This window comes from Streptomyces sp. Root1304 (assembly GCF_001426405.1).
Classification (GTDB): domain Bacteria; phylum Actinomycetota; class Actinomycetes; order Streptomycetales; family Streptomycetaceae; genus Streptomyces.
In genome coordinates this window covers 275389-302002 of sequence record NZ_LMEP01000022.1, presented here as the reverse complement: position 1 = coordinate 302002, position 26614 = coordinate 275389, and the positions used below count along the sequence as shown (strand labels likewise).

General features: G+C 73.2%; 18 protein-coding genes, 1 tRNA gene and 2 pseudogenes. 9 read left to right on the top strand and 12 right to left on the bottom strand.

The genetic code is table 11. The annotated features are described in order from the left end of the window. Positions 1-115 precede the first annotated feature (115 nt). Positions 116-919, top strand: coding sequence for a caspase family protein (locus tag ASD33_RS20800; RefSeq protein WP_056562364.1), 804 nt, complete (start codon positions 116-118; stop codon positions 917-919). Between the two features lie 71 nt (positions 920-990). On the opposite strand, the gene ASD33_RS20795 is transcribed toward ASD33_RS20800, so the two are convergent. The 7 genes and pseudogenes from ASD33_RS20795 to ASD33_RS20765 form a co-directional block, all read right to left on the bottom strand. Continuing rightward, positions 991-3993 carry an AAA family ATPase gene (locus ASD33_RS20795; RefSeq protein ID WP_242427146.1) on the bottom strand — a complete coding sequence of 1001 codons (3003 nt, stop codon included), beginning with the start codon at positions 3991-3993 and terminating at the stop codon, positions 991-993. Positions 3994-4219: 226 nt separating this feature from the next. Continuing rightward, complete coding sequence (locus tag ASD33_RS20790) at positions 4220-5917, bottom strand: S8 family serine peptidase (RefSeq protein WP_056563141.1); 1698 nt, start codon at positions 5915-5917, stop codon at positions 4220-4222. Positions 5918-6517: 600 nt separating this feature from the next. Further along, positions 6518-7384: a GNAT family N-acetyltransferase gene (locus tag ASD33_RS20785; RefSeq protein WP_056562360.1), complete on the bottom strand. Its 867-nt coding sequence runs from the start codon at positions 7382-7384 to the stop codon at positions 6518-6520. Positions 7385-7828: 444 nt separating this feature from the next. Further along, positions 7829-8722, bottom strand: coding sequence for an NAD(+)/NADH kinase (locus ASD33_RS20780; protein WP_056562357.1), 894 nt, complete (start codon positions 8720-8722; stop codon positions 7829-7831). Further along, positions 8719-9726 (bottom strand): SPFH domain-containing protein, encoded by a 1008-nt coding sequence (locus tag ASD33_RS20775; RefSeq protein WP_056562355.1) that lies wholly within the window; start codon positions 9724-9726, stop codon positions 8719-8721. Before ASD33_RS20775 ends, ASD33_RS20780 begins: the two co-directional genes overlap by 4 nt. Before the next feature lie 539 nt (positions 9727-10265). Next, positions 10266-11126, bottom strand: a pseudogene (locus ASD33_RS20770) (DMT family transporter); the annotation flags it as partial. After that, positions 11123-11965 (bottom strand): phosphatase PAP2 family protein, encoded by an 843-nt coding sequence (locus ASD33_RS20765; protein ID WP_242427145.1) that lies wholly within the window; start codon positions 11963-11965, stop codon positions 11123-11125. The pseudogene ASD33_RS20770 and the gene ASD33_RS20765, both read right to left, overlap by 4 nt. Before the next feature lie 150 nt (positions 11966-12115). Between ASD33_RS20765 and ASD33_RS20760 the strand changes: the two genes are divergently transcribed. Continuing rightward, positions 12116-12718, top strand: a complete 603-nt coding sequence (locus tag ASD33_RS20760; protein ID WP_056562350.1) for a TetR/AcrR family transcriptional regulator — start codon at positions 12116-12118, stop codon at positions 12716-12718. Between the two features lie 29 nt (positions 12719-12747). Then, on the top strand, positions 12748-13122 hold the full coding sequence (locus tag ASD33_RS20755; protein WP_056562345.1) for a DUF488 family protein: 375 nt from the start codon (positions 12748-12750) through the stop codon (positions 13120-13122). Between the two features lie 220 nt (positions 13123-13342). Here ASD33_RS20755 and ASD33_RS20750 read toward each other — a convergent pair. Continuing rightward, positions 13343-13804: pseudogene (locus tag ASD33_RS20750) on the bottom strand (DUF309 domain-containing protein); the annotation flags it as partial. 307 nt (positions 13805-14111) lie between these two features. On the opposite strand from ASD33_RS20750, the gene ASD33_RS36410 reads away from it, so the two are divergent. Both ASD33_RS36410 and ASD33_RS20740 read left to right on the top strand, forming a co-directional pair. Then, on the top strand, positions 14112-16868 hold the full coding sequence (locus ASD33_RS36410) for an ATP-binding protein (RefSeq protein ID WP_063991983.1): 2757 nt from the start codon (positions 14112-14114) through the stop codon (positions 16866-16868). Between the two features lie 53 nt (positions 16869-16921). Beyond that, positions 16922-16995: transfer RNA gene (locus ASD33_RS20740), tRNA-Pro, on the top strand. A gap of 200 nt (positions 16996-17195) precedes the next feature. On the opposite strand, the gene ASD33_RS20735 is transcribed toward ASD33_RS20740, so the two are convergent. Next, positions 17196-17678: a hypothetical protein gene (locus tag ASD33_RS20735; RefSeq protein WP_157870062.1), complete on the bottom strand. Its 483-nt coding sequence runs from the start codon at positions 17676-17678 to the stop codon at positions 17196-17198. Between the two features lie 2 nt (positions 17679-17680). After that, on the bottom strand, positions 17681-17944 hold the full coding sequence (locus tag ASD33_RS20730) for a matrixin family metalloprotease (protein ID WP_056562340.1): 264 nt from the start codon (positions 17942-17944) through the stop codon (positions 17681-17683). Between the two features lie 607 nt (positions 17945-18551). Between ASD33_RS20730 and ASD33_RS20720 the strand changes: the two genes are divergently transcribed. Beyond that, positions 18552-20216: an adenosine deaminase gene (locus ASD33_RS20720; RefSeq protein WP_242427144.1), complete on the top strand. Its 1665-nt coding sequence runs from the start codon at positions 18552-18554 to the stop codon at positions 20214-20216. Between the two features lie 410 nt (positions 20217-20626). Here the strand turns inward: ASD33_RS20720 and ASD33_RS20715 are convergent, their stop codons facing one another. After that, the gene (locus ASD33_RS20715) at positions 20627-21580 is read right to left on the bottom strand and encodes a glycoside hydrolase family 16 protein (RefSeq protein WP_056562333.1); all 954 of its coding nucleotides are present in this window, start codon (positions 21578-21580) and stop codon (positions 20627-20629) included. Positions 21581-21874: 294 nt separating this feature from the next. On the opposite strand from ASD33_RS20715, the gene ASD33_RS35525 reads away from it, so the two are divergent. From ASD33_RS35525 to ASD33_RS20705, 3 genes are all read left to right on the top strand, one after another. Next, the gene (locus ASD33_RS35525; RefSeq protein WP_157870061.1) at positions 21875-22162 is read left to right on the top strand and encodes a hypothetical protein; all 288 of its coding nucleotides are present in this window, start codon (positions 21875-21877) and stop codon (positions 22160-22162) included. 290 nt (positions 22163-22452) lie between these two features. Further along, positions 22453-24528 carry a glycosyltransferase gene (locus tag ASD33_RS20710; protein WP_199863567.1) on the top strand — a complete coding sequence of 692 codons (2076 nt, stop codon included), beginning with the start codon at positions 22453-22455 and terminating at the stop codon, positions 24526-24528. Positions 24529-24530: 2 nt separating this feature from the next. Then, a complete protein-coding gene (locus tag ASD33_RS20705; protein ID WP_079044903.1) occupies positions 24531-25790 on the top strand; it encodes an acyltransferase in 1260 nt (419 codons plus the stop codon). 139 nt (positions 25791-25929) lie between these two features. On the opposite strand, the gene ASD33_RS20700 is transcribed toward ASD33_RS20705, so the two are convergent. Next, the gene (locus ASD33_RS20700; RefSeq protein WP_056562330.1) at positions 25930-26448 is read right to left on the bottom strand and encodes a hypothetical protein; all 519 of its coding nucleotides are present in this window, start codon (positions 26446-26448) and stop codon (positions 25930-25932) included. Between the last annotated feature and the right edge of the window lie 166 nt (positions 26449-26614).

Genomic DNA, 26614 nt, shown 5'->3' with positions numbered 1-26614 from the left:
CGGACCACAGGCCACTCGAACAGACGCCCCCGGTGGCACCACCACCGGACGCACCCGGTGACCTGATCGGCAGCCGCCCCGGCCACCCCTCCGCTTCCCCACCAGGAGGCACCCCATGGCCACCGGACTCGCCCTGCACGTCGGACTCAACCGGGTCGACCCCGCCCGCTACGAGGGCTGGGACGGCACCCTCGTCGCCTGCGAGAACGACGCCCACGACATGGCACGGCTCGCCCGCACCGCGGGATTCGAGACCACTACGCTGCTCACCCGCGACGGCACGGTCGCCAACGTCACGGGGGTGCTCGCCGAGGCCGCCGCCCGGCTCGTCCCCGGCGACATCATGCTCCTCACCTACTCGGGCCACGGCGGACAGGTGCCGGACGCCCCCGGCCCCGACCGCGAACCGGACGCGCTCGACGAGACCCTCGTGTTCTACGACCGCCAGTTCCTCGACGACGAGGTCCAGGCGGCCTTCCGCGCCTTCGCCGACGACGTACGGATCGTGGCCCTCTTCGACTGCTGCCACAGCGGCAGCGGCATCGAGCTGCCCGGCGGTGCGGAGGCCGAGGGCCGCTTCATGCCCGAGCCCCGGCAGCGGCAGCTCTACGACCGCGACCGGGCCTTCTTCACGGAGCTGCGGCGCTCGCTCGCCGAGGACGCCCCCGCCGGCGCGGCTGGCCCCGACGCGCTCCTCGTGTCGGGCTGCCAGGACAACCAGGTCGCCGCCGACGGCGACGTCAACGGGGCCTTCACCGAGGCGCTGCTCAAGGTCTGGGACTCCGGCGCCTTCCAGGGCGGCTACCGCGACTTCCACCGGGCGATCCAGCGCGAACTGCCCCCGACCCAGAGCCCGAACCTCTATCTGACGGGCACACCGGACCCGAGCTTCCTCGACCAGAAGCCGTTCACGATCTGAGGAGGGCGACCGGCACTGCCAGACGCCGCGGGGCCGCCCTCCGGACGGCGACGGGAGTGTGACGACAGGCCCTACGGCCGCAGCGCCATGGCCAGCTGCGCCCGGGAGCGGACGTCGAGCTTCTGGTAGATCCGGGTGAGCCGCGCCTCCACCGTCTTCACGCTCAGATACAGCTTCGCCGCCGCCTCCTGATTGCTCGCCCCCTGCCCCACGAGCCGGGCGAGCCGCAGCTCGGCCTCGGTCAGCGAGGACAGCGCCGGCAGGGCGTCCTCGCCGCCGGAGCCGCTCCCGGGCCCCTCGCCCGCCGCGCCCGCCGGGGCCTCGCTCGCGAGCGCGAGCCACGGGGCCGCTCCCGCCCGCTCGAACAAGGACGCCGCCTCGTGCAGCGCGCTCTGCGCCGCCGACCTGCGCCGTCTGCGCCGCTCCACCCGGGCCAGTGCGATCAGCGCCCGCCCCTGCTCCAGCGGAAGCCCGGCCTCGTCGAAGCGCCCGGCCGTGCGGGTGAGCAGGACCGCCGCTTCGTCGGTCCGCCCGTCCGCCGCGAGACAGAGGGCGTACGCGCGGTCGCAGCCGAGCAGGACCGTGGACCGGCCGAGCCGGGCGGCCACCGGACGCACCTCGTCGAGAACGGCCAGGGCCTCGTCGACCGCGTCGTTGGCGAGCAGCGCCTCGGCGAGTTCCTCGTGCCAGCGCAGCATGGAGGGGTCCACGGTCGACTGGGCGCGCTCGTCGGCCTGGACGCGGCGGAGCGTCTCCAGGGCCGCGGCGACGTCACCGTTGACGAGCTGGACCCGCCCGAGCGCGTACCGGCTGCGGGAGAGGAAGACCCGGTCGCCCTCCTCCTCAGAGGCCTGGACGCTCCGCCGGGCGTAGCTCGCGGCCCGCGCGAAGCTGCCGCCCGCGGTCTCGGCGAGCGCGAGCGCGTACCAGGCGGGGCCGGGGGAGAGACCCGCCTCCAGGGTGAGGGCGAGGGACTGCCCGGCGTGCGCGAGGGCTGCGGAGCAGGGGCCGATCCGGGACTCGATCTCGGCGAGCGTACGGAACAGCTCGATGGCGTCCTCGACGGCACCGCGCCGCTGCACCAGCGGGAGCAGCGCGCCGAGTTCGTCGCGGGCGTCGGCGAGCCGGTCGTCGAAGAGTGCGTGACGGATCGTCAGGATCTGGGCGGCGTTGCGGATTCCGAGCGGACGCTCGGCCAGCTCCAGGCCGCGGGCCTGCGCGAGGACCGCCTCGGCGTCCGGCGACCCGAGGGCTCGCTCCATCCGCGCCTGCACGGTCAGGGCCTGCGCGGCGAGACGCGGATCGCCCATGGAGGCGGCGAGCGCGGCCGATTCGACGGCGGCGGTCCGCGAGCGCTGCGGATCGCCGTCCGCCAGGACGTACTTGACGGCGAGCCGCAGCTGTACGGCGGCCCGCAGCGCGGTGTCCCCCTCCGAGTCCTCCATGGCGTGGACGTACATCTCGTCGAGTCCGGTGAGTCCCTGGCCGGCCGTGTCGAGCACGGCGAGCCGGGCCCTGACCCGGTCGGAGGGGTCCGCGTCCCGGGCGAGGAGGTCGGTGGCGGCGCGCATCGCGAGGTCGGCGCGGGCCGCGCGGGCGGCCTCCTCGGCGGCGTGGACGAGCCGGGTGATCCGCCGCGTGCCGTTCCTGCCGGGGGTGGACTCGGCGGCGAGCAGGGCGAGTTCGGCGGCGAGGGCGCTGTTCCCGCGCCGCCGGGCCAGGTCGGCGGCGGCGGCGACCTCGGCGGCGAGGTCCTCGTCCGGGCTGTCGGTGGCGAGCGCCCGGTGCCGTACCGCTTCCACGGTGTCGTCCACGACCTCCGCGAGGGCCGCGTGCCCGGCGCTCCGCTCCGCCCAGCAGGCGTCGTGCACCAGCGTGGAGGGCAGCAGCCCGGCGGTGAAGGTGACCGAACCGTCCTCGGCGAGCGAGACCAGGCCGGCCCGCTCGGCCGCCGACAGGTCCGCCTCGGCGTTGGGCCGGCCGGCCCGCCGCACCAGCGTCGCCGAGGGGCGCAGCGCGAGCGCCGCGAGCAGCAGCGTCTGGCGTACGGCGAGGGGTGCGGCGCCCAGCAGTTGGCGGGCGAGGTCGCGGGCGCGGCCGGAGAGCGTCAGTGCCTCCGCGTGGTGCACGGGCGTCCGCGCGTCGGCCAGGGACCGGCCGACGGCGAGCGCGAGGCGCGGATTGCCGCCGCTGGCACGGTGGATGCGGCCCGCCATCCGGGAGGGCAGCCGGTGGTGGATGAGGAGTTCGGCGATCTCGTCGGCGTGCAGCGGGGGGACGAGCAGCACGTCGGCCTCGGACGGCACCCACAGGTGGGAGGCGTGCGGGTCCTCGGGGCGGTGGGGCTCGCGATACGGCTCGCCCGCCTCGGCGTACGGCTCGGGGGTCTCGACGGCCACCACCCGCAGGGAGGGCGGCGCCAGGTGGAGGGCGAACCGCAGCAGGTCCGCGCTGTCCGGGTCGACGTGCTGCACGCCGTCGACGACGAGGAGGACGGGACCCCGGCGGGTCAGCGTGCGCAGGATCTGGGCGATGCCGAGCCGGAGCGCGATCGGGTCCCAGCCGCCTGCGGCGATCGGCGCCTCGCGGCAGAGCATGGCGACGGCGGTGCGCTGCGGACCGGGCAGTTCGTCGAAGACCCCGGAGGACTCGAAGACCCCGCAAGTGGCGGAAGCCGCAGGAGCCTGCGAGGCCCCGGAGGCCCCTGAAGCCCCGGCGACCGCATGGGTGGCATGGGCCGCGGAGCCTTCCGCCCCGGGTGCGCCCGGGCCGCCCGGCCAGACCACCGTCGACGCGACCGAGGCGACGAGCGCGGCGGCCGAAGCCCCGGGTATCTCGCGGTCGGACGGCAGGGTCGCGAGCCAGAGCACGGTCTCGCCGCGCGCCTCCGCGCGGGTCGCCTCTGCGAGCGCGAGTTCGGTCTTGCCGACGCCGGCGGGTCCGGTGAGCAGGGCGCGGCCCCGGGTGTGGAGGGCGCGTTCGAGGCGGGCGAGGAGTTCCTCGCGGCCGACCGGCGCCGGGGTGCCTCCCGCGCCGGTGGGGCGCAGGGTGAGGTACGGAGCCGCTGTCGCCACTGTCCCCCACCTCCGCCGCACTCGGGCCCTGCCCATGGGCCCCGTGGGCAGAGAATACGGAGCCCGCGCGCGGAGTCCAGGCCCCTTGTCCGGCATACGGACACGGCGCCCTGTCCGTACCCCCTCGCGAGACGCCAGGACGCGCCCGTGGTGTAGACCACGGGCGCGTCGCTGACCAGCAAGAATGCTGATGTGGGGGGTGGTTCAGTGGTGGAGCGGTGGTGCGTCAGAAGGTGAGGCTCCAGGAGTCGATGTAGCCGGTGTCACCCGTGGCCACATCGCGGACCTGGAGCTTCCAGGTGCCGTTGGCGACCTCGCTCGACGCGTCGACCGTGTACGTGGTCAGGACGTTGTCGGTGCTGTCCGAGGAGGAGGACGCCTTGAGGTTGCGCACCGTGCCGTCGGGGGCGACCAGGTCGATGACCAGGTCCCCGCGCCAGGTGTGCTTGATGTCCACGCCGACCTTGAGGGCGGCGGGGGCGTTGCCGGTGCGGCCGGTGACGGCGATCGAGGACGACACCGTGGTGTTGTCGGGGATCGACACGTCCGTCGCGTTGGTGAAGACGGAGCCGGTCGGCGGGGTGGTGCCCAGGACCGCGTCCACGGACTTCACGGAGTCGGCGATGCCGGTGCCGCAGCCGCCGGTGCAGGTGCCGGGCAGCGGACGGGCGTTGGTCTTGATCGCGGACTCGATCTCGGCCGGGGTGAGGGTGCTCTTGGCCGACTTGAGGAGCGCGGCGAGGCCGGCGATGTGCGGCGCGGCCATCGAGGTGCCCTGGTAGGGCTTGTAGGTCTCGGTCGACTGGGTCGTCGCGCCCGAGTTCAGCGTGGAGTAGATCGCGTTCTCGGGGGTGGTGACGGTGCCGGGCGTGTCGGTGGCGTTGCGGGTCTCGCCGCCGGGCGCCGCCACGTCCACGATGGTGCCGTAGTTGGAGTAGTACGACCGGGAGCCGGCGCGGTTGGTCGACGCCACGGTGATGACGTTCGAGCAGTTCGCGGGGGTGAACCCGGAGGCGTTGGCGTTGCTGTTGCCCGCGGCGACGACGACGGTGGTACCGCGCGACACGGCGCCGTTGATGGCGGTCTGGTAGACGCTCGGGCAGGTGGAGCTCGCGCCGCCCAGGCTCATGTTGATGACCTTGGCCGGGTTCGGGTTGGCCGGGACGCCCGGCACGGTGCCGCCGGAGGCCCAGGTGATGGCGTCGGCGATGTCGGAGGACGAGCCGCCGCACTTGCCGAGCACGCGCACGGGCTGGATCTTCGCGTTGTACGCGATGCCCGCGATGCCCTTGGTGTTGTTCGTGACCGCGGCGATGGTGCCGGCCACGTGGGTGCCGTGCCAGGAGGAGCTGGAGGCCGTGGAGCCCGTACCGCACTCACCGGCGGTGGCGTTCCAGTCGCCCTCGTCCTTCGGGTCCGCGTCGCGGCCGTTGCCGTCGCGAGCGTCGGCGGAGGTGGAGATGAAGTCGTAACCGGAGACGATGTTGGTCGCCAGGTCCGAGTGCGCGGCGTAGCCGGTGTCGATGACGGCGACGGTGACACCGGAGCCGGTCGTCTTGTCCCAGGCCGCAGGAACGTTCATGCCACCGGTGGGCTCGAAGAGGTCCCACTGCTTGGCGTAGTCGGTGTCGTTCGGGGTGACCGCCATCGCGTACGCGCGGATGTCGGGCTCGACCGAGGCGACGGACGGGTCGGCGCGGAAGGCGTTCATGACCTCCGTGACGTCCTGCTGGGTGGCGCTGTCGCCCAGGTCGACCAGGGCGCCACCGCCGGCGAGGCGGCGCTCGAAGGCGAGCTTCTCGCCCGTCTTCGCGGCCTTCTCGGCCGTGTCGCTCTTCGCGGCGGTGTTGGAACCGGCCTCGGCGGCCTGGTTCTTGTAGGTCACGATGACCTTCTCGACGGGGGCGCTGGGAAGCGCCCGCATCGTCTGCGAAGCCGGAGCCGGCTTCGGGGTGACAGCGCCCGGGGCGGCGGCGATGGCCCCGGTCGTGGCAGCGGCACCGAGGATCGCGGCGCTCGCGACCACGGATATGACTCTCCGCCTGGAACCGTTCAAGGTGTGGCCCTTTCGAGTACGACGTAACTGCGGAGCAGTGGCGGCGGCGCGGGACACACGGGGCGAAGTGGGGTCGCGGTCCGAGGTTCCCTGGGCTTGGGGGGCCCGTGCGCCGCCACCGGCGCGACGGCCCGGGTCAAGGCCGTCACCGGCGGACACCACCCTCCGCATGCACCTGTCAGGGTGCGGTCGGGGGATGATATCTGCCGGTGCGGAGGACAGTAGGGAACGGGGGGGTGAACCCGATACGGGGAAAACCCTTGTCACCCCTCGGACGGCGGCGGGGGGTCGGCGAGGGGGAGCGGGCGGGGGTGCGCCGAGAGCGGGCGGAGGAGTACGGCGTACGCCGAGGGCGGGTGGAGGTCTACGGGCGCGGGGGAGAGGTGTCCGGAAGGGTCGTCCGCCGAGCGCCCAAGGCACGTGAATCCAGGTGAATGCGTATCAAACCGGGCGAAAGTGGCCCGCAGGTCAGCCGAGTTCGAGCGTCGTCACACCGAAGACCCGCTCGTGCGCCACCGGACGGACCGGGCCCGTGTACATCCGGGCCGTCTCGAAGGTCGGTTCGAGGCCCCGCTCCTCGGCCAGCCGGGCCGCCGCCGGATTCGACTCCGGCATGTCGACCGCGATCCGGGCCGCGCCGAAGGCCCGCGCCTCGGCGGCGAGCGCGTCGAGCAGCACGGCCGCGTCGGCCGGCGTGTCCGCGAACAACGGCCCGATCCGTGCCTCGTCCTGCGCCGGGCGGACCACCCCGTACCCGGTCGGACGCCCGTCGGCCACCCGTACCAGCGCACGGTGCCCCGGCGTCGTCAGCCAGGCGCCGAGGAAGCGCGGCCGGTCGGCGTGGTGGCAGGCGCTGTCGTACGCGGCGAGGGTGGCCGGATCGACCCGGTCAGCGGCCACCACCCCGGTCGCGGGACCGTCGGAAGCGGGGATCTCACCCACGTAGCGCGCCGTCCGGTACGCGGTGGCGAAACCGGATCGCCGGTAGTTGTCCTGCTGCGCGGGGACCCCGTCGAGGCCCACGGACCGGGCGCCCGCGTGGGCGAGGGCCGCGCGCCAGGTGGCCAGGCCGTGACCGAGCCCCCGGAGTTCGGGGCGGACCAGGTAGAAGCCGAGGAACGCGTACGCGTCGTCGTAGGTGACGACCGAGATCGCCGAGACCGGCTCCCCGTCGAGCCGGCCGAGGAAGAAGCCCCCGGGGTCCTGCGCGAAGAACGCCGGGGCGTCGGAGAGCCCCGGGTTCCACCCCTCCTCGGCCGCCCAGGAACGGACGAGTTCCCAGTCCCGCGCCGAGGCGGGGGAGACGGACAACGAGCCGGAGGTGGCGGAGGCCATGGGGTTCCTTCGACAGCCGGGAGCGGGCGGGCGGTTGCCCGGCCGGACGGAAAACCGGACAAAGCGCGCCGAGCATAGCGCCGCGGGGGAGGGCTCCCGCCCACGGCCGGTGGATTTCGGCCGCGGTCGGGGGAGGGAGCGCGGGAGGGTGCACGGGAGGGTGCACGGGAGGGGGGTATGCGGCGGTCGGAGGCGTACGGCGGCGGAAGCGCGTACGGGCGGTCGAGGGTGCGCCGGTGTCGGAAGGGGCGTACGGCGGTTGGGGCGTACGGGAAGGCGCAGGCGCACGGGCCGGCGGGGGGCGTACAGCGGCCGAAGGCGTACGGCGGCGGAAGCGGCGTACAACGGCCGAAGGCGTACGGTCGGCGGAAGCGGCGTACAACGGCCGAAGGCGTACGGTCGGCGGGAGCGGCGTGCCGGCCGGGGCTTGTTCCGGCGTCGGTCTCAGTGCACGAGCCGCAGGCGCGTCCCCGCGACGGTGAGGCGGACGGTCTGACCCCAGGTCAGTTCCAGCGCGTCCGATTCCACCCCGTCGCCGAACGCGACCAGCCGGTCCGACTCGACCGTGAGGCGCAGCCCCTGCTCCCGGTCGAGCAGCCCCTCGACCCGGCTGGTGCCGGTCGTCGGCGACGGCCAGGCCTCGCGGACGAACCAGGCGAGCCGGGAGTCCGCCGGCGCGGGCAGCGCCAGCGCGCTGGAGCGCTGCTCCCACAGCGAGCGGAGCCAGCCCGTCGCGCCCGTGCCGGTGCCGACGAGCACACCGGACGAGGCCTGGGCCTCGGGCTCCGCCGCGTCCGCCTCCAGCGTGTAGCGCGCCGTCTGGTGGCCGCGCGGGCCCACGTAGATCTCGTTGAGCGCGAGGAGCCGCTGCGCGTCGTCGGTCACGGCCTCCACCATCGTCAGCTCGTCGACCGTCGCGCCGGCCGCGACCGCGTACGGCAGCAGCCGGCGCGCCCGGTCCGCGCGGTGCCGGACCAGGACGCCCGGATTCCGCCCGGGGTCGGCGTCGATCCCGATGACGGGCTGCCCGGTCAGGTACTTCGCCGCGTTGGCGACCAGGCCGTCCTGTCCGACCACGACGACCACGTCCTCGGGGCCGAACAGGAACCGGTCCAGGTCGGCGCGTTCCACCCGGGTCTGCCGCCAGGTCAGCGGCACCGCGCCCGCCACCTCGGCCAGCGCCCGGTGGCCGCGCTCGTGCCGCTCGCGCACGGCGTCGATCGAGCGGCCGCGCGCGGCGAGGAAGAACGCGGCCTGGCCGTGCGTGCCATGCCGGGCGAGCAGCTCCTCGTACTCCGTGGTCCGGTGCACGAGGACCGCGCGCGGTGCCAGGCTCACGGCCGCGCCCCGCCCTCGCCCAGCCTGGCGAGCAGACCGGTCAGCACGTCGGGCGAGAGCGTCAGGTGCTCGATCCGGGGCAGGTTCTCCGCGGCGCTGTTGACGGCGAGGGCGTGCAGGGTGGCGGGGTCGACCTCGGCGTGCGCCCGCAGCCACTCGGACTGCGCTCCGGCGCGCGCCTCGCCGACCTCGCGCGCCGCCTCCGCCTCGGCCCGCGCGAGGCGGACCTTCCGTACGGCCTCGGCCTCGGCGCGCACCGCGTCGGCGGCGGCGTTCTCCTCGGCCTCGCGGCGCGCGTTGGTGCCGCGCTGCTCGACGAGCCGTTCCTCCTGCCGGGCCAGCTCGATCTTGCTGGCCAGCTCGTTCTCGGCGATGGCGCGTTCGCGTTCGACCGCGACGGCACGGCGCTCGTACGTGGCCCGGTCGGCCTCCTGCTGGATCTGCTCGCGGGCGGGGGTGCGCAGGGCGCGCTCCACCTCGGGTTCGGGGCGGATCGCGACGACCCGGACGGCGACGACCTCGATGCCGGTGGACGGCAGCCGGGGCTCGGCCCCGAGCCCGGCCGTCACGCGGTCCCGTACGGCCGCGACGCCGTCGACCAGCGCCTCGGCGAGCGTCGTGCGGGCGAGGACGTCGAGCGCGTGCTGCTGGGCGGTCTCGGTGAGGAGGGTGGCGATCTGTTCCAGCGGGGTGCCGCGCCACGCGCCCGTGTCGGGGTCGATGGAGAAGTCGAGCCGGGTGGCGGCGGCCGCCGGGTCGCCGATCCGGTACGTGACGGTGGACTGGACGCTGACGTCCTGGAAGTCGGCGGTACGGGCGTGGAAGGCCATCGCCAGTTCGCGGTCGTTGACCGGGACCTCGGAGAGGGCGGCGGTGCGCGGCCGGAACCAGAAGCTCAGGCCTTCGCCGTCGTGCACGAGCCGGCCGCGTCGCTGGTGGCGGATGTGGGCGGTGGGCGCGGAACGCAGATGGCGCCAGCCGGCCCGCCGGGTGATGTCGGCCATGGAAGGACCCCCTTGTCGTCATGTTGACGATAGGGGGTGGGGTTGGTTTTCGTCAAGGTGACGAATTCAAGGTGCGGGGCGGCGGCCTGTCCTCAGCCCGCGACGGGTGCGGGGGCGGGCCCGGCGTCCGGCCGGGCGAGTCCGGTCCCGGGGCGGGCGGTGACGGCGAGGTCGCCGGAGAGGCGGTCGCCGCCCGGCCGGTCTCCGGCTGGTCGGTCGATGACGCTCTGGTTGATGACGGTACGGCCGGGGGCGGGCCGGCCGGTGAGCGCGGGATCGGCGGTGCGGGCGGCCGTGCGGGCGGTGGGCACCGGTCGGGTCGCCCAAGGAGTACGCGCGCGCGTGGAGCCGGATTTCGCGGCGGCGGGCGCGGGTGCGGGCGTGGGCGCGGGTACGGACGCGGGCGCGCGCACCGGCACCGGAACCGCCCCGACGGTCGACGCCGTACCCGATCCGGACGCCGTGGCAGTGGCCGACAGGGATGCGGCCGGCGACGCGACCTCCGCCGCCCCGGCCGCGACCTCCGCCGCCCCGGTGGGTGCGCCCTTCGTCAGCAGGACCACGCCGCGGGCCGCGACCAGCGAGGCGGTGGCCGCGACGGCCCAGCCCCACGCGCCCGCGCGGAAGGTCTCGCCGAGCAGGGCCACGCCGATCACGGCCGCCGCCGCCGGGTTGGAGAGGTTGACCACGGCGAGGGGCGCCGCGAGCCCGCCCCGGTAGGCGGCCTGCGAGAGCAGCAGGCCGCCCGTCGCGAAGCCCGAGATCAGGACCGCGAGCAGCGCGGTCTGCCACCAGGTGGGCTCGCTGCCCGGGAGTTCGAGGGCGAGCGCGGCCGTCAGGGTCTGGGTGAGCGCGGACGCGACGCCGGAGGCTATGCCGGAGGCCGTGGCGTGCCCGAGCCCGCGCCGGGGCCGGTCCGTGGTGGTGCCGTGCCGGCCGGAGGCGAGTGCGGCGATCAGGAGGGCCGTCGCGGCGGCGACCACGAGCGCCTCGGTGAGGGTGAGCGCCTCGCCCGGAGCCGTCGGCCCGGTCACCGCGACGAGCCCGACCAGGCCGCCGAGGGTCCACAGCGCCCCGCGCCACTCGGTACGGGTCACCCGCCGCCGCGCGGCGTACGCGCCGAGGGGCAGCGCCGCCACCAGGGTCAGCGCGCCGAGCGGCTGGACCAGGGTCAGCGGCCCGTAGTGCAGGGCGACGACGTGGGCGACGGCTCCGGCGGCGTTGAGGCCGACGGCCGCCCACCACTGGCCGCGGGCGAGCAGCGCGCGCAGGGCGCCCCGCCCGTCCTGGACGGGGGAGGCGGCGGCGAGCCGGGACTGCGCGACGGCGGCGAGCGCGTATCCGGCGGCGGAGACGAGCGACAGGAGCACCGCGAGAACGGTGCCGGCGGCGGGGTTCATCGGAGGGCTCCGACCGGGAGAGGGGCCGTACCGAGGGCGCGGGGTACGGGGGGTGGCGCCGTGCGGCGACCGGGGGCGCGTACGGCGAGCAGGGCGAGGCCGAGCAGCGCGGCGGCGGCGAGCGCGTCGAACCAGTAGTGGTTGGCGGTGCCGACGATGACGAACAGGGTGAGCAGCGGGTGCAGCAGCCACAGGACGCGCCAGCGCGAGCGGGTGGCGGCGATGAGGCCGATCGCGACCATCAGGGCCCAGCCGAAGTGCAGCGAGGGCATGGCGGCGAACTGGTTCGCCATCGAGTCGGTCTCCGGCGTCGCCCCGTAGACCGAGGGGCCGTACACGCGGGCGGTGTCGACGAGTCCGTCGGCGGCGAGCATCCGGGGCGGCGCGAGCGGCATCAGCAGGTGCAGGGCGAGCGCGGCGCCGGTGACGACGGTGAGCACGCGGCGCGACCACACGTAGTGGGCGGGGCGGCGCAGGTAGAGCCAGACGAGGAAGGCGATGGTGGCCGGGAAGTGCACGGCCGCGTAGTAGGTGTTCGCGACCCGGACGAGGGACTCGCCGTGCAGCAGGAGCTGCTGGACCGTGGCCTCGCTGGGCAGGTGGAGCGCGCGCTCGGCGTCCCAGACGCGGTCGGCGTTCCGGAAGGCCAGGGCCTCGTGGCCGTTGGCGAAGAGCCGGCCGAACTTGTAGACGAGGAAGAGCGCGGTGACGAGGAGCAGCTCGCGCAGGAGGGGCGGCCGGGCGGTCCCGCCGCGGTCCTCTTCGCCGGGTCCGGGGGTAGGCGTCAGCCCCGGTCGTGCAGGACGTGGTCCTCGTATCCCGCGTATCCCGACAGCCATCGTGCGGCCCTCTAATCCGTCAAATCGCCAGCAAACGGAGTGAGCCTAGATCCGAATTCATCGAGACGCAAGCGTCTCGATACGTTTGCGTCTCGATTGTGCACCCCCTACTCTCGTATGTGCAGAGACAGAGGTGTCCGGGAGGGATCGATGTCCACAGAGGCCGCTACCGCCGCAGCCCGCCGCAGCAAGATCACGCCGGAGCGCGAGACGGAGCTGTACGACGCCGTGCTCTGCCTCCTGCGCGAGGGCGGCTACGACTCGGTGACCATGGAGGGCGTCGCCGCGAAGACCAAGTGCGGCAAGGCCACCCTCTACCGGCAGTGGGGCACCAAACCCCAGCTCGTCACCGCCGCGCTCGCCCAGCGGCGCTGCACCGTCTTCGCCGGGATCGACACCGGCACGCTCGCCGGTGACCTGCGCGAGGCGGGCCGCATCGCCGCCTCCCACCGCGAACGGGACGCCGAACTCATGGAGGCGGTCGCCCAGGCCTTCATCCAGCACCCCGACCTGCGGGCCGCGCTCCGCGAGACCGTCATCGCCCCCGAGGTCGCCGCGATCGACGCGGTCATCGCGCGTGCGGTGGAGCGCGGCGAGGTCGCCGCGGACAACCCCGCCATCGGCTTCGTCGCCCCCTGTTTCATGGGCATGCTCCGCATCGAACGGCTCTTCGAGGAGCGTTTCGCGGACGTCTCGACCATGCGGACCTTCGTCGACGCCGTCCTCCTTCCGGCACTGCGCGTCGAAGGGTGAGCGCGGGCGCCGTCCCGCACCCTGGGACCATGCCCGCACACAGCCACGACGTCCGCGTCCGCCGCATCTACGAGACCCCGTCGCCCGACGACGGTGTACGGGTCCTCGTCGACCGGCTCTGGCCGCGCGGACTCGCCAGGACCGACGCCCACATCGACGAGTGGCCGAAGGCGCTCACGCCCTCCACGGAACTGCGCCGCTGGTACCACGGACCGGAGGGCGCGTACGAGGAGTTCTGCCGTAGGTACGAGGCCGAGCTCACGGCCCCGGACGCGGCGGCGGCTCTCGAACGGCTCCGGGAACGCGCGGCGAAGGAGACGATCACGCTCCTGACGGCCGCGAAGGACCCGTCGGTCAGCCACACGTCGGTACTGCGACGCGAGCTGGAGGGGCCGGGGGAGTAGCGGTACGGGGGGTGGCGCGTCGGGCGTGGGGCGTGGGGGTGCGGAGGCGCGGCCGTCAGCGGAGTCCGGGGCGCAGGAGGGGTGCTTCGGCGATGGCGTCGACGGCGTCGACGGGGGAGGCCGGGGCGGCGTCGCGAGCCTTGGAGACTGCTTCGGGTGCTTCGGGTGCTTCGGGTGCTTCGGCGGCCCCGAGGTGAGCTGTCCCCGAGTCGACCGCCCCCGACTCGCCCGTCTCCGTACGTGCCGCCAGCGCGCGTGCCCAGGTGACGAGTCCGGCGGTGTCGATCCCGTACGGCAAGGCCGCCGTGCTCCCCGGGCCGCTCGCGAGACGGTCGGCGCCCCGGCGCAACAACCGTCCCCCGCCCGGCCCGTTGCCGCGGGCGGCGTGCGTCAGGCCCACGGCGAGCTGCGCGAGGCCCTGCCACAGGTCCCGTTCCGTCGCGGGACCGGACTTCCAGGCGTCCTCGAAGACCTCGTGCGCGTGGAACGGCATCCCGGCGTCGAGCAGCCGCTGCGCCTCCCGCAGCGTCTCGTCGGGGGCGCGCACCACGCCTTCGGGCTGCCGGGGCACACCCTCGGCCCCGTACGGCAACGGCCGCCCGAGACCGTCGCGGGGCCGCGCGCTCCGCGCCCGCCCCTCCTCGTCGCGGTCCCTGCCACGGTCACTCGGTGAGCTGTTCACCCGCCCATTGTCGCCCCCGAGACGATCAGGACGGCTAGGCTCGTCGGTCCGGCGATGCCCTGATCCGCGGGGGTGGCGGGGGTCGCTTTCATGCCGGTCGCTCGTGTGGGGGAGTGGGACGCCGTTGCCGTCGGATGCCGAGAAGCCGTCGCCGGAAGGACTGCCGGCGGGACTGCCGGAGGGACTGTCGGAAGGACCGTCGGAGGGGCCGCCGGAAGGGTCGTCTGCAGAGCCGTCGGAACCGTTCGGAGCCCCGGGGCGGAGGGTCCTGCTGGAACGCGCTCCGGAACTCGCCGCCGCCCACGCCGTGGACGGACTCGTCACCGGGGCGGCGGAGGGAGGCCCGGCGCGCGGCGGCGTCCTCGTCTACCGGGGCGAGCCCGGCCTGGGCAAGACGACCCTCCTCGCGGAGATCCGCGCCGCCGCCGAGGACCGGTGCACCGTGCTGACCGGGCGCGGCGGCGAGACCCTCACCTCGGTCCCGTTCCACGTCACCCGCCAGCTCCTCCAGCCCGCCCTCGACCTCCTCGGCGAGGACGACGTACGCGCCCTCCTCGGTGACCACCACGACCTCCTCGCCCCCGCGCTCGGGATCGCGTCGCCACCCCTGCCGTCGGCCGCGCCGGCGGACCCGCAGGGCGTACGGGACGGCCTCGCGCGCCTCATGGAAGCCCTCGCGGAGCACCTGCGCGACCGGCCGCCGGTGCTGCTGGTGGACGACGCGCACTGGGCGGACGCCGAGACACTGGCCTGGCTCGACACGTTCAGCCGCGCCCGTCGGACCGGGGGCGCGCCCGTCCTCGTCGTACTCGCCCACCGCCCCCTGCGGACGGACCCGCGCGGCGCGGGCGCACCCGCCACCCTGACGGCGCTCGCCGCCCGCGCCGTCCTGACGCTCGGGCTGAGCGCCCTGACCCGCGAGGCCACCGCCGTCCTCGCGCGCGAGACCCTCGGCGGGCACGCGGACGAAGCGTTCTGCGACGAACTGTGGGCGGTGACCTCGGGCAACCCGTACGAGACGGTCGAACTGCTCGCCAAGGCCCGCGACCGGATGCTCGAACCCGTCGCGGGCTCCGCCGCCCTCCTCCGCGACCTCGGCGCGGGCGCGCGCGGCGGCGGCCTGGTGGCCCGCCTGGAAGCCCTGGGGGTGGGCCCGACGCGCCTGGCATGGGCGACGGCGGTCCTCGGCACGGACAGCACGCCGCAACTCCTGGCGGCGGTCACCGGCCTGGAACGGGAGGAGATCGAGGAGCACACGGGGAGCCTGCGCCGCACGAGGATCATGCGGGAGGGAAGGGAGCGCCGGGACAGCAGGGACAACGGGGACGGCGGAGAGAGCGGAGACGGCCGCGACGGCAGAGACAGCAGCGAAAGCGGCGGCAACAGTGACGGCGGTGGTGGTGGCGACGACGGCCGGTCCCGGCAGCCCCAGCCCCCCGACCCCCTGGAGTTCGCGCACCCGCTCATAGCGACCGCCGTGTACGCCTCCGTCCCCGCGGCCGTCCGGACCGCCCTGCACGGGCGGGCCGCCTGGGCGCTCGCCGAGGCGGGGCACGGGCCGGCCGCCGCGTCCCGGCACCTGCTCGAAGTGCACCCGGACGACGACGAGGACGTGGTCGTCCGGCTGCGGGCCGCCGCCGTCGAGCACCTCGCCGTAGGGGCCCCGGAGGCGGCCCGCCGCTGCCTGGCGAGGGCCCTCGCGGAGCCGCCGGGCCCGGAGACGTACGCGAGGGTCCTGTACGAGCTCGGCTGCGCGTCCCTGCTGACCGCGCCGGGCGCGACCGTACGGCACCTGCGCTCCGCGCTCGACCTGCCCGGCCTCGACGACGAGCTGCGCATCGATGCTACGTACCGGCTCGCCGAGGTCCTCGCCCACAGCAACCAGCTCCAGGAGGCCGTGCGCACCGTCGCCGCCGAGGTCGGCCGTACCCCGCCGGGCACCGGCCGCCGACGGCTCCAGGCGGCGCACTTCATGTACGAGGGATTCCAGGCGGCCGAGGCGGACGGGCCCCGGCGCTCGCGCAGGCTCGCCGAACTCACCGCGGGCTTCACCGGCGCGGACGACTCGGAGCGGGCCCTCGTCTCCGTCCGTGCCTTCGACGCGATGCTCAGGGGCGAACCGGCCGACGAGATCGTCCGGCTCTGCGACCTGGCGCTGGTCGACGGCCTGCCGGCCCGGGGACTGGGCTGGACCGACCCCACCTGGGGCTTCGAGATCCCGGCGCTCACGGGCATCGCCTATGTGTTCGCGGACCGCCCCGACCGGGGCGAGGCCCTCTTCGGGGAGGCGGTCAGGGCCTTCGAGATCTCGGGCTGGAGCGGCGCCCACCTCGCCTTCGGGCACACGCTCCTGGGCCTGGTCCAGCGGAGGCGAGGGAACCTGCCGGGGGCGCAGCGGCACCTGGAGGAGGGGCTCGGACTGGCCGACCGCGTCGGCAGCGGCCTGCCGGTCCACTGGGACACGGCGTGCCTGCTGGTCGACACGCTGCTCGCCCGGGGGAGGGTCGCCGAAGCGAGAGCGGTGGCCGACCGGTACGCCTTCGGCCCGCCCTGGCCCGGCGCGATCGTGCTGCCCGACGGCCCGAGCGTGCTGGGCAGGCTGCTGCTGGCCGAGGGACGGCACGAGGAGGGCGTGGGGACCCTCGAAGCGGCGGCGGAGGCGCTGACCGTACGGGGCCGCCACCACGGCCTCTGGGCCCCCTGGCCCTTCGACCTCGCGCGCGCCCTGGCGGCGACGGACCCCGGCCGCGCGGCCGGGATCGCGGCGGAGGCCCACGCGCACGCGGAACGCCACGGCACCCCGACCGTCCTGGGGGAATCCCTCCGCTGCCTGGCCCTCTTCGCGGAGCCGGCGGAGGCCAGGGACCTCCTCACGCGCGCGGTCGCCCACCTGTCGGCGTCCCCGTCCCGCTACGAGGAGGCCCGCGCCCGCCTGGACCTCGCCCGCGCGACAGGCTCCGCCGAGACCCTGGCGGAGGCGAAGGCCCTGGCCACCGCGTGCGGCGCGAATCTCCTCCCCACGGACCCGGTGACAGCCCGTGCGTCAATCCACCCCCCGCGGTGAGGTAATGTTTCCCCTGCACGCCACCGAGGGAGCAACCCCACGGAGACGCGCATCGGGACGTGGCGCAGCTTGGTAGCGCACTTGACTGGGGGTCAAGGGGTCGCAGGTTCAAATCCTGTCGTCCCGACTCGAAAGAGTCGTAGATCGAGGGGCCGTTTCAGAGCAATCTGAAACGGCCCCTTGATCGTTTTTGGGGACCACCAGGGGACCCCGCGGGGCGAAGCCACTTCTCCGGCACGGTGACGCAGGGCCGTACGGACACGACCTCGTCCCCGCCCCTTCATGAGCGTCTCGCCGGCGGAGGTGCTGCCCTTCACTCGCGTCCGTCTATTGGCTCAACCGCAACGGCAGAGCCGCCGCGTCCTTCCGCACCGCCAGCTGCGCCGAGTCCACCGGCCTCATCTCGCCCTGGAACAGCTGCGCGTGACCATCCCTCGACGCGTCCGTCCAGGCATTGGTCGCGAACACGTACGTGCTGCCCTCCTCCAACCGCACAGCTGTCCCCTCGTCCAGGCCGTAGGTCACCCGGACCGCCCCCCTGACATTCCCCCGCAGCACCGAGCCGACCTCGACCCGGTAGACGTCCTGCGTCCACCCCTCGATGTCCCGCTGCTCCTCGAACGCCGTCACCCGCCCCGTGAACACGTTCTCGCTGTGCTGCGCGGTGCTCACCGGACTCGTCGCGTCATAGCCCCGCAGCACATGGCCCTCCAGCGGCTCCGACCACTCCTGATAGCCGAACCAGCCGCCCAGTGCCAGCACCCCGGCGGCCACCATGCCCGCCACCACGGCCGTCGTCTTGTTGATCATGATCATCCCCACAGTGCGTGATACGCCTTGATGTCTTTCGCGGTCGGCCCGTTCAGCCTCTGCTCCGCGATCTGGCCGTAGTCGGCCCACAGCAGAGACCGGCCCTCGTCGTACGACTTGTGACAGAACCCCAGCGCGTGCCCCAACTCGTGCGCGGCGACCCGCCTGCGGTGCTCGTCCGTACCCCGCCGCTTCCCGTCGTCCAGGTAGGCGCGGTTCATCAGGAGATGGTCCGTGCCGTGCTGCGGGGGCCACTTGCCGTACACGTCACGCCACTGCCCGGAGACGCTGCTGACGCCCCGGAACTCCAGATCCGCACGTCGCAGCTCCGTCGGCCACGATCTTCACCTGCTTGAGCGAGCCCGCCCCCCCCATACCCTGACCGCGTACATACGCGCGTCATCGAACTTCGACTCGTCGTCCCACGCGATCTCCGTGCCGTCCACGGAGGACCGGCCGCGCGAGTCGACCAGCCCGTCAACGCACGCATACGGCCGGGCGGCGCCCGGGGCCGCGTGCGCCGGGGCCGGAACGGCCAGCAGCGCGGCGGCTGCCGAAGCAGCCACGAAGCCTGAGGTGTTCGTCCTCATGTCACCGGACGATAGCGTTCCGTGACCACCCGGGAGAGCGGCAACCACCCTGCCAGGTGCTCCACACCACCATGCCGGCCAACGTGCTCCCCCTCACCTCCCCCGCGCGCCGGTTCACGCCCCGCGCCGGCCGAGGCCGCCCCCCAGCCCTCGTCGACCAGCTCTTGAACGTCCGTTCGTCGTTCGGCTGTTCCGTGCGAGGAAATTTCTCGTGCGGGTGGAGTGGTGGGTGAAAGGCCCGTCACGGGCCCCATGCCGCGCCGTCACTCGCGATCATGCCGGAGTGATCAATTCCGTACCCCCACAGGACCTCAACCGCCCCGCCCCGCACCGCACTTCGCACCGCACCTCGCGCCGCCGTGCGCTGGTCGTCGCCGCGCTCTGCCTGCTGCCGGCGGCACTCGCCGCCCCGGTGAGCCAGGCGAGCGCCGCGCCCGGCGCACCCGGCGGGCCCGCGGCCGCGCCGCGGCCGACGCCGACGGCGGGGGAGGCGGTGGCCTCCGCGCGGCTCGCCTCGATCCGCAATGACCCGGCCGCGCTCCAGGCCTTCTTCCGCGCCCTGCCCAAGGGCGGCGAGCTGCACAACCACCTGTCCGGCGCGGTCACCACCGAGTATCTGATCGAGCTCGCCGCCGAGGACGGGCTCTGCATCGACACCAAGACCATGACGGCGGTCGCGCCGCCATGCGGACCGGGCACCCGCCCCGCCGCCGACGCGCGTACCGACGGTGCCTTCCGCGACGCGCTCGTACGCGAGTGGTCGATGCAGGACTTCCCGGCCGACGGCAACGGGCACGACCACTTCTTCGACACCTTCGGCAAGTTCGGCGAGGTGACCTGGCGGCACCGCGGCAAGCTGCTCGCCGAGTTCGCCGACACCGTGGCCGAGCAGAACCAGTTCTATCTGGAGACCATGGTCACCCCGGCCTCCGACAGCGCGAAGAAGCTCGCGGGCGAGGTCGGCTGGGACGCCGACCTGGCCCGGATGCACAGCAGGCTGGTCGCCGGCGGCAAGCTCGACAAGGTCGTCGCCGAGGCGCGCAAGGAGGCCGACGACAGCGACGCCGAGTTCCGCACCGAGGCCCGCTGCGCCACCGACACGCCCCGCCCCGGCTGCGGGCTGACCGTCCGCTGGATCTCCCAGGTCTCGCGCGGCAGCACCAACGAGCGGGTCTTCACGCAGATGGCGGTCGGCATGCGGCTCGCCGAGGCCGACCCGCGCTTCGTCGCGGTCAACCTGGTGCAGCCTGAGGACTGGGACACCTCCCTGGCCAACTACCGCACCCAGATGCGGATGCTGCAGTACCTGCGCGGCGTGTACCCGAAGGCCCATGTCACCCTGCACGCGGGCGAGCTCTGGCCCGGGCTCGTCAAGCCGGAGCACCTCACCTTCCACATCGGCGAGGCCGTGAACACGGCCGGCGCCGAGCGCATCGGGCACGGCGTCGACCTCGTCCACGAGGACGACTGGCAGAAGGTCGCCGACACGATGGCCGCGCGGCGGATCGCCGTCGAGGTGCCGTTCAGCAGCAACGCCCAGATCCTCGGTGTCAAGGGCGCCGACCACCCCTTCGAGGCGTACCGCGCGCACGGCGTCCCGATCGTCCTCGCCACCGACGACCCGGGCATCTCGCGGATCGACATCACCCACGAGTACCGCTACGCCGCAGCGACGTACGACCTCGGCTACCGCGAGCTGAAGGACCTGGCCCGCGCCTCCCTGGAGTACGCCTTCCTGCCCGGCGCGAGCATCTGGCAGGGCAACCCGACCCGTGACGGCTACCGCCTCGCCGGCGCCTGCCGCCACGACGAGCCGGGCTCCGAGCGGCTGCGCCCCGCCTGCCGCCGGCTCCTCGACGCCAGCCCCAAGGCCGCCGTCGAGTGGCGTCAGGAGGCCGCGTTCGGCGCCTTCGAGCACCGCGTCGCGAGGGGCCCCGTGGGCGGCTGATCCCCTGATCCGTCCGCTCCGTGCGCCCCGCCGTCCGCCACTCCAGGGCGGGCGGCGGGGCCGCGTCATGCCGGGCGACGTGCCATACCGGGGGCCGGGCGGCGCCGAGCGGGATCGCGGCGGACAGGATCGTGCCCTCGCCCGGCGCGGACCCGACCATCGGGGTGCCGCCGAGCTGGGCGGCGCGGGATCTGCTCGCGCCACCTGTCACCTTCGACAGCTGAGTGGCTTTCTTGTCGCCCGGCTCTGCGGGGACGACATCGGTGAGGACTTCTCCGGCCCGGCCCGTACACGCACTCTGAGTCGACCACCCAGTGGCCGACGCGCGTCAACGACCGGAGCGCACCTCGACTCGGTCCAGGTGCGCTCCGGCGGTCCATCGCGACGGCGAGGCCCGCCGTCGGGTGGCGTCAGGGCTTCGGGACGGTGTTGATGTAGTCGGTGCCCGCGCTGTGGAAGCCGTCCACCGTCTTCTGGACGTTCGCCGGGGACACGGCCTCGTCCGCCTTGTAGTAGACCCAGTCGACCTTCATGTCCCAGCTGCGCGGACCGCCGGTGAAGGGGAGGTCGATGAGCCAGTTGCTGAAGTGGATGTCCATCTGCTCGCGCGGGACGTACTTGCCGGAGCTGGTGAAGAGCTCCTTGCCGTCCAGGGAGTAGGTGACCTTTCCGTCCATGGCGGTGATCATCATGGTGTGCCAGCCCCCGAGGCGTCGCTTGAGGCTGTTGTGGACCCGGTCCGGCGGATCGGCCTTGTACCAGCTGACGTTGTCGAGCTGCGGACCCACGGAACCCCAGCCGCCGTTCGGCAGGTACTCGAAGTCGAGTTCGCTGTAGTTCTCCGAGGAGTCCGAGGAGGAGATCGGGAAGAAGGTCTGGACGACGTGGTCCCCGTCGCGTCCGCTCGTGGGCTCGTCGCTGAGATGGACCCGGGCCGCGAAGGTTCCCGTGAAGAAGTTCCGGCTCGTGGTCTGCACCTCGACCTGCGTGGTGCCCTGCGCGGTGCCGTCGGTGGAGGAGCGCAGCCGGAGGACCTTGCCCCCCTTGGCCGTCGGGTCGGAGAGGAACGCGGCGCCGTCGGCGCTCCAGGTGTCCTTGATCCCCGGGCCGCCCCCGCCGGTACGGATCTCCCAGCCGTGCGCGGCGAGGGAAGGGTCGTCGGCGCCGGTGTAGTCGAAACTGTCGAACAGCGTTCCCGGCGGTCCGGTGGGCGTCGGCGAGGCATCCCGCGTCGCGGGCCCGGCGGCGTCGGAGCCCCCGCCGGTCGCGGGGTCGGCGGAACACGCGGCGAGCACGCACAGGAGGGCGGGCAGCGTGAGCGCGGTCCACGCTCGGCGACGAGAGGTGCGGCGGGGCTGGCTCACACTGGCTCCTTGGGGCGTAGAGGCGGTGACTGGACACGCCCGTTGCATGCGGATCAATCGCTGATCGCATGAATCGAGCGGTCATCCTAGCGAAGGATTCAAGTCATCCCGCCGCGTGTTCGCGACCCGGTCACCCAAGGGCCGGGAGGCGCCCGTCGACATACCGATCCGGTTACGGCACCCGATCAGGGCATGCCAAATGCGTACATCACACGCCAATCGATTCAGGCCATGCGCTACCGTCCGCTCTACGCTTCAGCGGTCCCCACACCCTGCACAAAAAGGCCACAAGTCATGCGCCACTCCGCCACATACCCCGGGCGCGGATCGGTCCACTCGGCACAGCCCGGACTGGCCGAATCACGTCAGGAGGAGCCTGCACCGGTCTTCGTCGACCAGTCGGGTCTGCGCAGCCGTCATCTGCGGCGCTTCGGCTGGCCGGTCTCCGTGGTCGGCGCGGTCCTGGCGGCCGCCATGGCCGGCAGCCTCATCGGCATGCAGTCCGACGCCCCGGCCATGGGGATACCGCCGAAGCCCTCGTACCTGCCCGCCAAGGGGCCCTTGCTGCCCTCCTTGCGCTAGGGGACGTCTCGCCGGTCGGGCCGCGCTCGCGGGTTCCGGCAGGCAGGACACCCCCGAAGGGCGCGGTCGGCGACACCTCACCCGAGGAGTGTGGCGACCACCCCGAATGTCATGACATTCCCTGACATGACGTGGTCATCGTGCCGCCCGGAGCGACGCCGACGGGCCGCCCGAGCGTGCCTGATCGTCCGCACCACCCATCTCCAGGAGCGCCCTTGTCCCGCCACCAGCGTCGCCGGCAGTCCCTGCTGAGACCGCGCCGACTGGCTGCGCCACCGCTGCGCTTCTTCATGCCGCTGTCCCTGCTGGCCTGCCTGCTCGCGCTTCTCGTCCTGCGCGGCCTCGCCACCAACGAGGCCTTCCACGACACCCGGATCGCGACCTCGGTCGACAAGACGACCGTGCCGGAGAACCTGCTCAAGGGCGGCCCGCTCATCGACGCGCGCGGCAGCAAGAACGAGCGCCCGGTGAGCTATCGGATCCCCGACCACACCGTGGTCCTCAGCTTCGACGACGGCCCCTCGCCGGAGTGGACCCCGAAGATCCTGGACGTGCTCGCGGCCCACGACGTCCGCGCGGACTTCTTCGTGACCGGCGCGATGACCACGCGGCACCCGGAGCTGATCCGGCAGATCGTCGCGGGCGGACACGAGATCGGCGTGCACACCTTCACCCACCCCGATCTCGCGTACCAGTCGAAGACCAGGATCAGCTGGGAACTGGCACAGACGCAGCTGGCGCTGGCCGGCGTCGCGGGCGTCCACAGCGCGCTGTTCCGACCGCCGTACTCCTCCGACGCGTCGGCGCTCGACGACTGGAACTACCCGGTGATCAAGTACGTGGGCGCCCACGGCTACCTCACCGCCTTCATCGACCGCGACACCGACGACTGGAAGCGCCCCGGCGTCGACGAGATCGTCAAGGCGGCGATGCCGCGCAAGCCCGGTGCGGGCGAACTGATCCTGCTGCACGACGCGGGCGGCGACCGTACCGAGACCCTCGCCGCGCTCGAGCAGATCATCGTGAAGCTGCAGGGCGAGGGGTACCGCTTCGCCACCATCTCCGAGGCGATCGGCGCCACCAGCGCCACGGTGCCGGTGCACGGATACCAGCTGTGGGCGGGCAAGTGTTTCATCTGGGCCACCCAGGCCGCCGTGCTCACCCTGCCGGTGCTGGTCGCCCTGCTGGCCGTCGTCGGCTTCCTCAACTTCGGCCGGTTCGCGCTGATGCTCGTACTCGCGCCGCTCCACGCCCGGCGTTCCCGGCGGCGGGACGCGTGGGGACCGCCCGTCACCGAGCCGGTCACCGTCCTCGTCCCGGCCTACAACGAGCGCGAGTGCATCGCGAACACCCTGAACTCCCTCGCCGCCAGCGACTACCCGATCGAGGTCATCGTCATCGACGACGGCTCGACGGACGGCACCGCGGACATCGTCGAGGAGATGCGTCTGCCGTTCGTCCGGCTGATCCGCAAGCCCAACGGCGGCAAGTCCAGCGCGCTCAACACCGGCATCGCGGCCGCGTCGCACGAGATCATCGTGATGATGGACGGCGACACCGTCTTCGAGCCGTCCACCGTGCGCGAGCTGGTCCAGCCGTTCGGCGACCGGGGGATCGGCGCGGTCGCGGGCAACGCGAAGGTCGGCAACCGCGACAGCCTGATCGGCGCCTGGCAGCACATCGAGTACGTCCTCGGCCACAATCTGGACCGCCGGATGTACGACATGCTCAACGTCATCCCGACCATCCCCGGCGCGGTCGGCGCCTTCCGCAAGGAGGCCCTGCGGCGGGTCGGCGGGATGAGCGACGACACCCTTGCCGAGGACACCGACATCACCATGGCGGTGCTCGGCGACGGCTGGCGGATCGTCTACGCCGAGCGCGCCCGCGCCTGGACCGAGGCCCCCGCCAGCATCCAGCAGCTCTGGTCGCAGCGGTACCGCTGGAGCTACGGCTCCATGCAGGCGATGTGGAAGCACCGCCGCGCCGTGATCGCGCGCGGCCCGGCCGGGCGCTTCGGCCGGATCGGGCTGCCGCTTGTCGTGATGTTCGGCGTGGTGGCTCCGCTGCTTGCGCCGCTGGTCGACCTGTTCCTGCTGTACGGCGTGCTCTTCGCGGACGCCCCGATCACCCTTGCCAGCTGGGGCGGCTTCATCCTGCTCCAGGCCGCGCTGTCCTGGTACGCCTTCCGGCTCGACGGCGAGAAGCCCCTGCATCTGATCAGCCTGCCGATCCAGCAAGTGGTCTACCGGCAGCTGATGTACATCGTCCTGTTGCAGTCCACGATCACGGCGCTGACCGGTGGCCGACTGCGCTGGCAGAAGCTCCGGCGCACCGGCGAGGTCGCGGCACCGGTGGAGGCCTGACCATGACCGCATCCTTCGAGTTCGGAGGATCCCAGGACACCGTCCGTCTGAGGATCCCCGCCGCTCTGCGACGGGAGTCCCAGCCGGAGCCGGAGCCGTCGGCACCGTCCCCGCGCAAGGGCGGCCGGGACCGCTACCTCGACATGCTGCGCGCGCTGGCGCTGGTCCGTGTCGTGCTCTACCACAACTTCGGCTGGTTCTGGCTGCCCATCGTCTTCCCGTCGATGGGTGTGATGTTCGCGCTGGCCGGCTCGCTGATGGCGCGCTCCCTCAGCCGTCCCGCCCTGGGCGTCATCCGGAGCCGTCTGCGCCGGCTGCTGCCGCCGATGTGGCTGTTCGGCGCGATCATGGTCACCGCCCAGGTCCTCGACGGCGGAGGGCCCGACGCCGAGGGGCACCCGGACTGGTGGTGGGGCAAGCTGCTGTTCTGGATCGTGCCGCTGAGCACTCCGCCGTACGCCGAGTCGCTGAACGGTTTCGACCATCTCGTGGGGCAGGGTTGGGCGACACAGGTCATCGTCCCGCTCTGGTACCTCCGCGCGTACCTCTGGTTCGTCCTGCTGTCGCCGTTGATGCTGTGGGCGCTGCGGAAGATGCCGGTGGTGACGCTGTTCGTGCCGATCGCGCTGGCGATCGTCATGAACACGTTCCTCATCGACCAGGAGTTCATCTACAGCCGCGTCTGGGAGACCGTCAGCGACTTCGCCACCTTCGGCTCCTGCTGGATCCTCGGCATGGCCCACCAGGAGGGCCTGCTCAAGAAGATCCCGCAGTACGTCGTGCCGTCCGTCGCACCGTTGATCATGGTGGCCGGCTGGTGGTACCTGCAGACCCGGCCGGTCGATCCGACCGTGCCCACCGACATCGAGAGCTGGCCGATAGCCCAGGCCCTGTGGTCCTTCGGCTTCGTCGCCATCCTGCTCCACGTCAGTCCCTCCTGGGAGGAGTGGCCCCGGCCGCTGGAGCGCTGGAACGGCCTGATCAGTCTGCTCAACTCACGCGCTGTCAGCGTCTACCTCTGGCACGAGACCGCGCTGGTGGCCGCGATCCCGCTGATCGACCCCCTCTGGTCCGTCGGCTTCTTCTACGAGCACTTCCAGTGGCTGCTGACCAGCCAGTGGTTCCCGCTGCTGGTGGCGATCCCGCTGATCGGACTGCTGGTGCTGACCTTCGGCTGGGTCGAGGACGTGGCCGCGAAGCGCTCGCCGCGGCTCTTCCCGTACCCGCGCCGGGTGCGGGGCAGGCGCAGGGCCGGCGCCTGACGCGTGGCCGTCAGGTCGCGTCGGTACGAGTGAGGGTGTCGGCGCGGTGGTCGCGGGAGGGTGATGTCGACGGCGGCGCGGAAGGTGCGGCTGAGGGCGGTCGTGCGGGTGAGGCCCTGGTGGTGCGAGGGCGGAGTGGTCAGTTCGTACGGCCGAGGACATCACCGGCTGCCGTGCGGAAGCCCTTCACGGCCTGGTAGAGGGCGTGTTCCCGCTCGGCGGCGAGAGCGGTGTCCTCCGCCTTCCGGGAGGAGTCTCCGGAGTGGGCGTCCTTCACCATCCGCCGCATCACGGTGGAGAGGTCGCCGGATGTGTGAGCCACACGGTCGGCCGCTTCCACGATCGAAGGCGGGCCTTCGAGACTGACGACTTCAACGGCACGATGGACGTTTCGCGCCAGCGCGACGAAACGGTGGACCTTCTCGTCCACGTCCCGCAGGTCGGGAGTCTCTGGCCGGAGCGCGTCCAGCACCGCGTCCATGGCGACGTCGCGATTGTGAAGTGCGTCGAGGTAGTTCACGTAGGCGTCCCTGCGGTGCTGCCTGCGCGACTGGCGGAACTGCGAGCGTGCGGTAGCGCGCCCGGTCACCATCGCCGCGCCGATGGTGGCCAAAGAACCCACGGCGGCGCCGAGCAGCGCGGCAAGTCCAGCGTCCATGATCCATTTTGCCTTTTCCTCTGGGACGACGAGGGCAGACGACTGCGTTCCGCTCCTTCGGCGTGAGGGTGGGGACGGAGTGGTGAGGTCCGGGGGTTCTGTCCTGGGTGGTCGGTCGGCGCTGTGCGGTAGAGGTGTGGCGGCGCGCTATGTCAACACCGTTGAC

Excerpts from the sequence above, each read along its gene's own strand:
- ASD33_RS20800 (WP_056562364.1), top strand. The coding sequence starts at position 116 with ATGGCCACCGGACTCGCCCTGCACGTCGGACTCAACCGGGTCGACCCC.
- ASD33_RS20790 (WP_056563141.1), bottom strand. The coding sequence starts at position 5,917 with ATGCGGGCGCTTCCCAGCGCCCCCGTCGAGAAGGTCATCGTGACCTAC.
- ASD33_RS20785 (WP_056562360.1), bottom strand. The coding sequence starts at position 7,384 with ATGGCCTCCGCCACCTCCGGCTCGTTGTCCGTCTCCCCCGCCTCGGCG.
- ASD33_RS20775 (WP_056562355.1), bottom strand. The coding sequence starts at position 9,726 with ATGGCCGACATCACCCGGCGGGCCGGCTGGCGCCATCTGCGTTCCGCG.
- ASD33_RS20765 (WP_242427145.1), bottom strand. The coding sequence starts at position 11,965 with ATGGCTGTCGGGATACGCGGGATACGAGGACCACGTCCTGCACGACCG.
- ASD33_RS20760 (WP_056562350.1), top strand. The coding sequence starts at position 12,116 with ATGTCCACAGAGGCCGCTACCGCCGCAGCCCGCCGCAGCAAGATCACG.
- ASD33_RS20755 (WP_056562345.1), top strand. The coding sequence starts at position 12,748 with ATGCCCGCACACAGCCACGACGTCCGCGTCCGCCGCATCTACGAGACC.
- ASD33_RS20735 (WP_157870062.1), bottom strand. The coding sequence starts at position 17,678 with ATGATCAACAAGACGACGGCCGTGGTGGCGGGCATGGTGGCCGCCGGG.
- ASD33_RS35525 (WP_157870061.1), top strand. The coding sequence starts at position 21,875 with ATGCGCCACTCCGCCACATACCCCGGGCGCGGATCGGTCCACTCGGCA.
- ASD33_RS20710 (WP_199863567.1), top strand. The coding sequence starts at position 22,453 with ATGCCGCTGTCCCTGCTGGCCTGCCTGCTCGCGCTTCTCGTCCTGCGC.
- ASD33_RS20705 (WP_079044903.1), top strand. The coding sequence starts at position 24,531 with ATGACCGCATCCTTCGAGTTCGGAGGATCCCAGGACACCGTCCGTCTG.
- ASD33_RS20700 (WP_056562330.1), bottom strand. The coding sequence starts at position 26,448 with ATGGACGCTGGACTTGCCGCGCTGCTCGGCGCCGCCGTGGGTTCTTTG.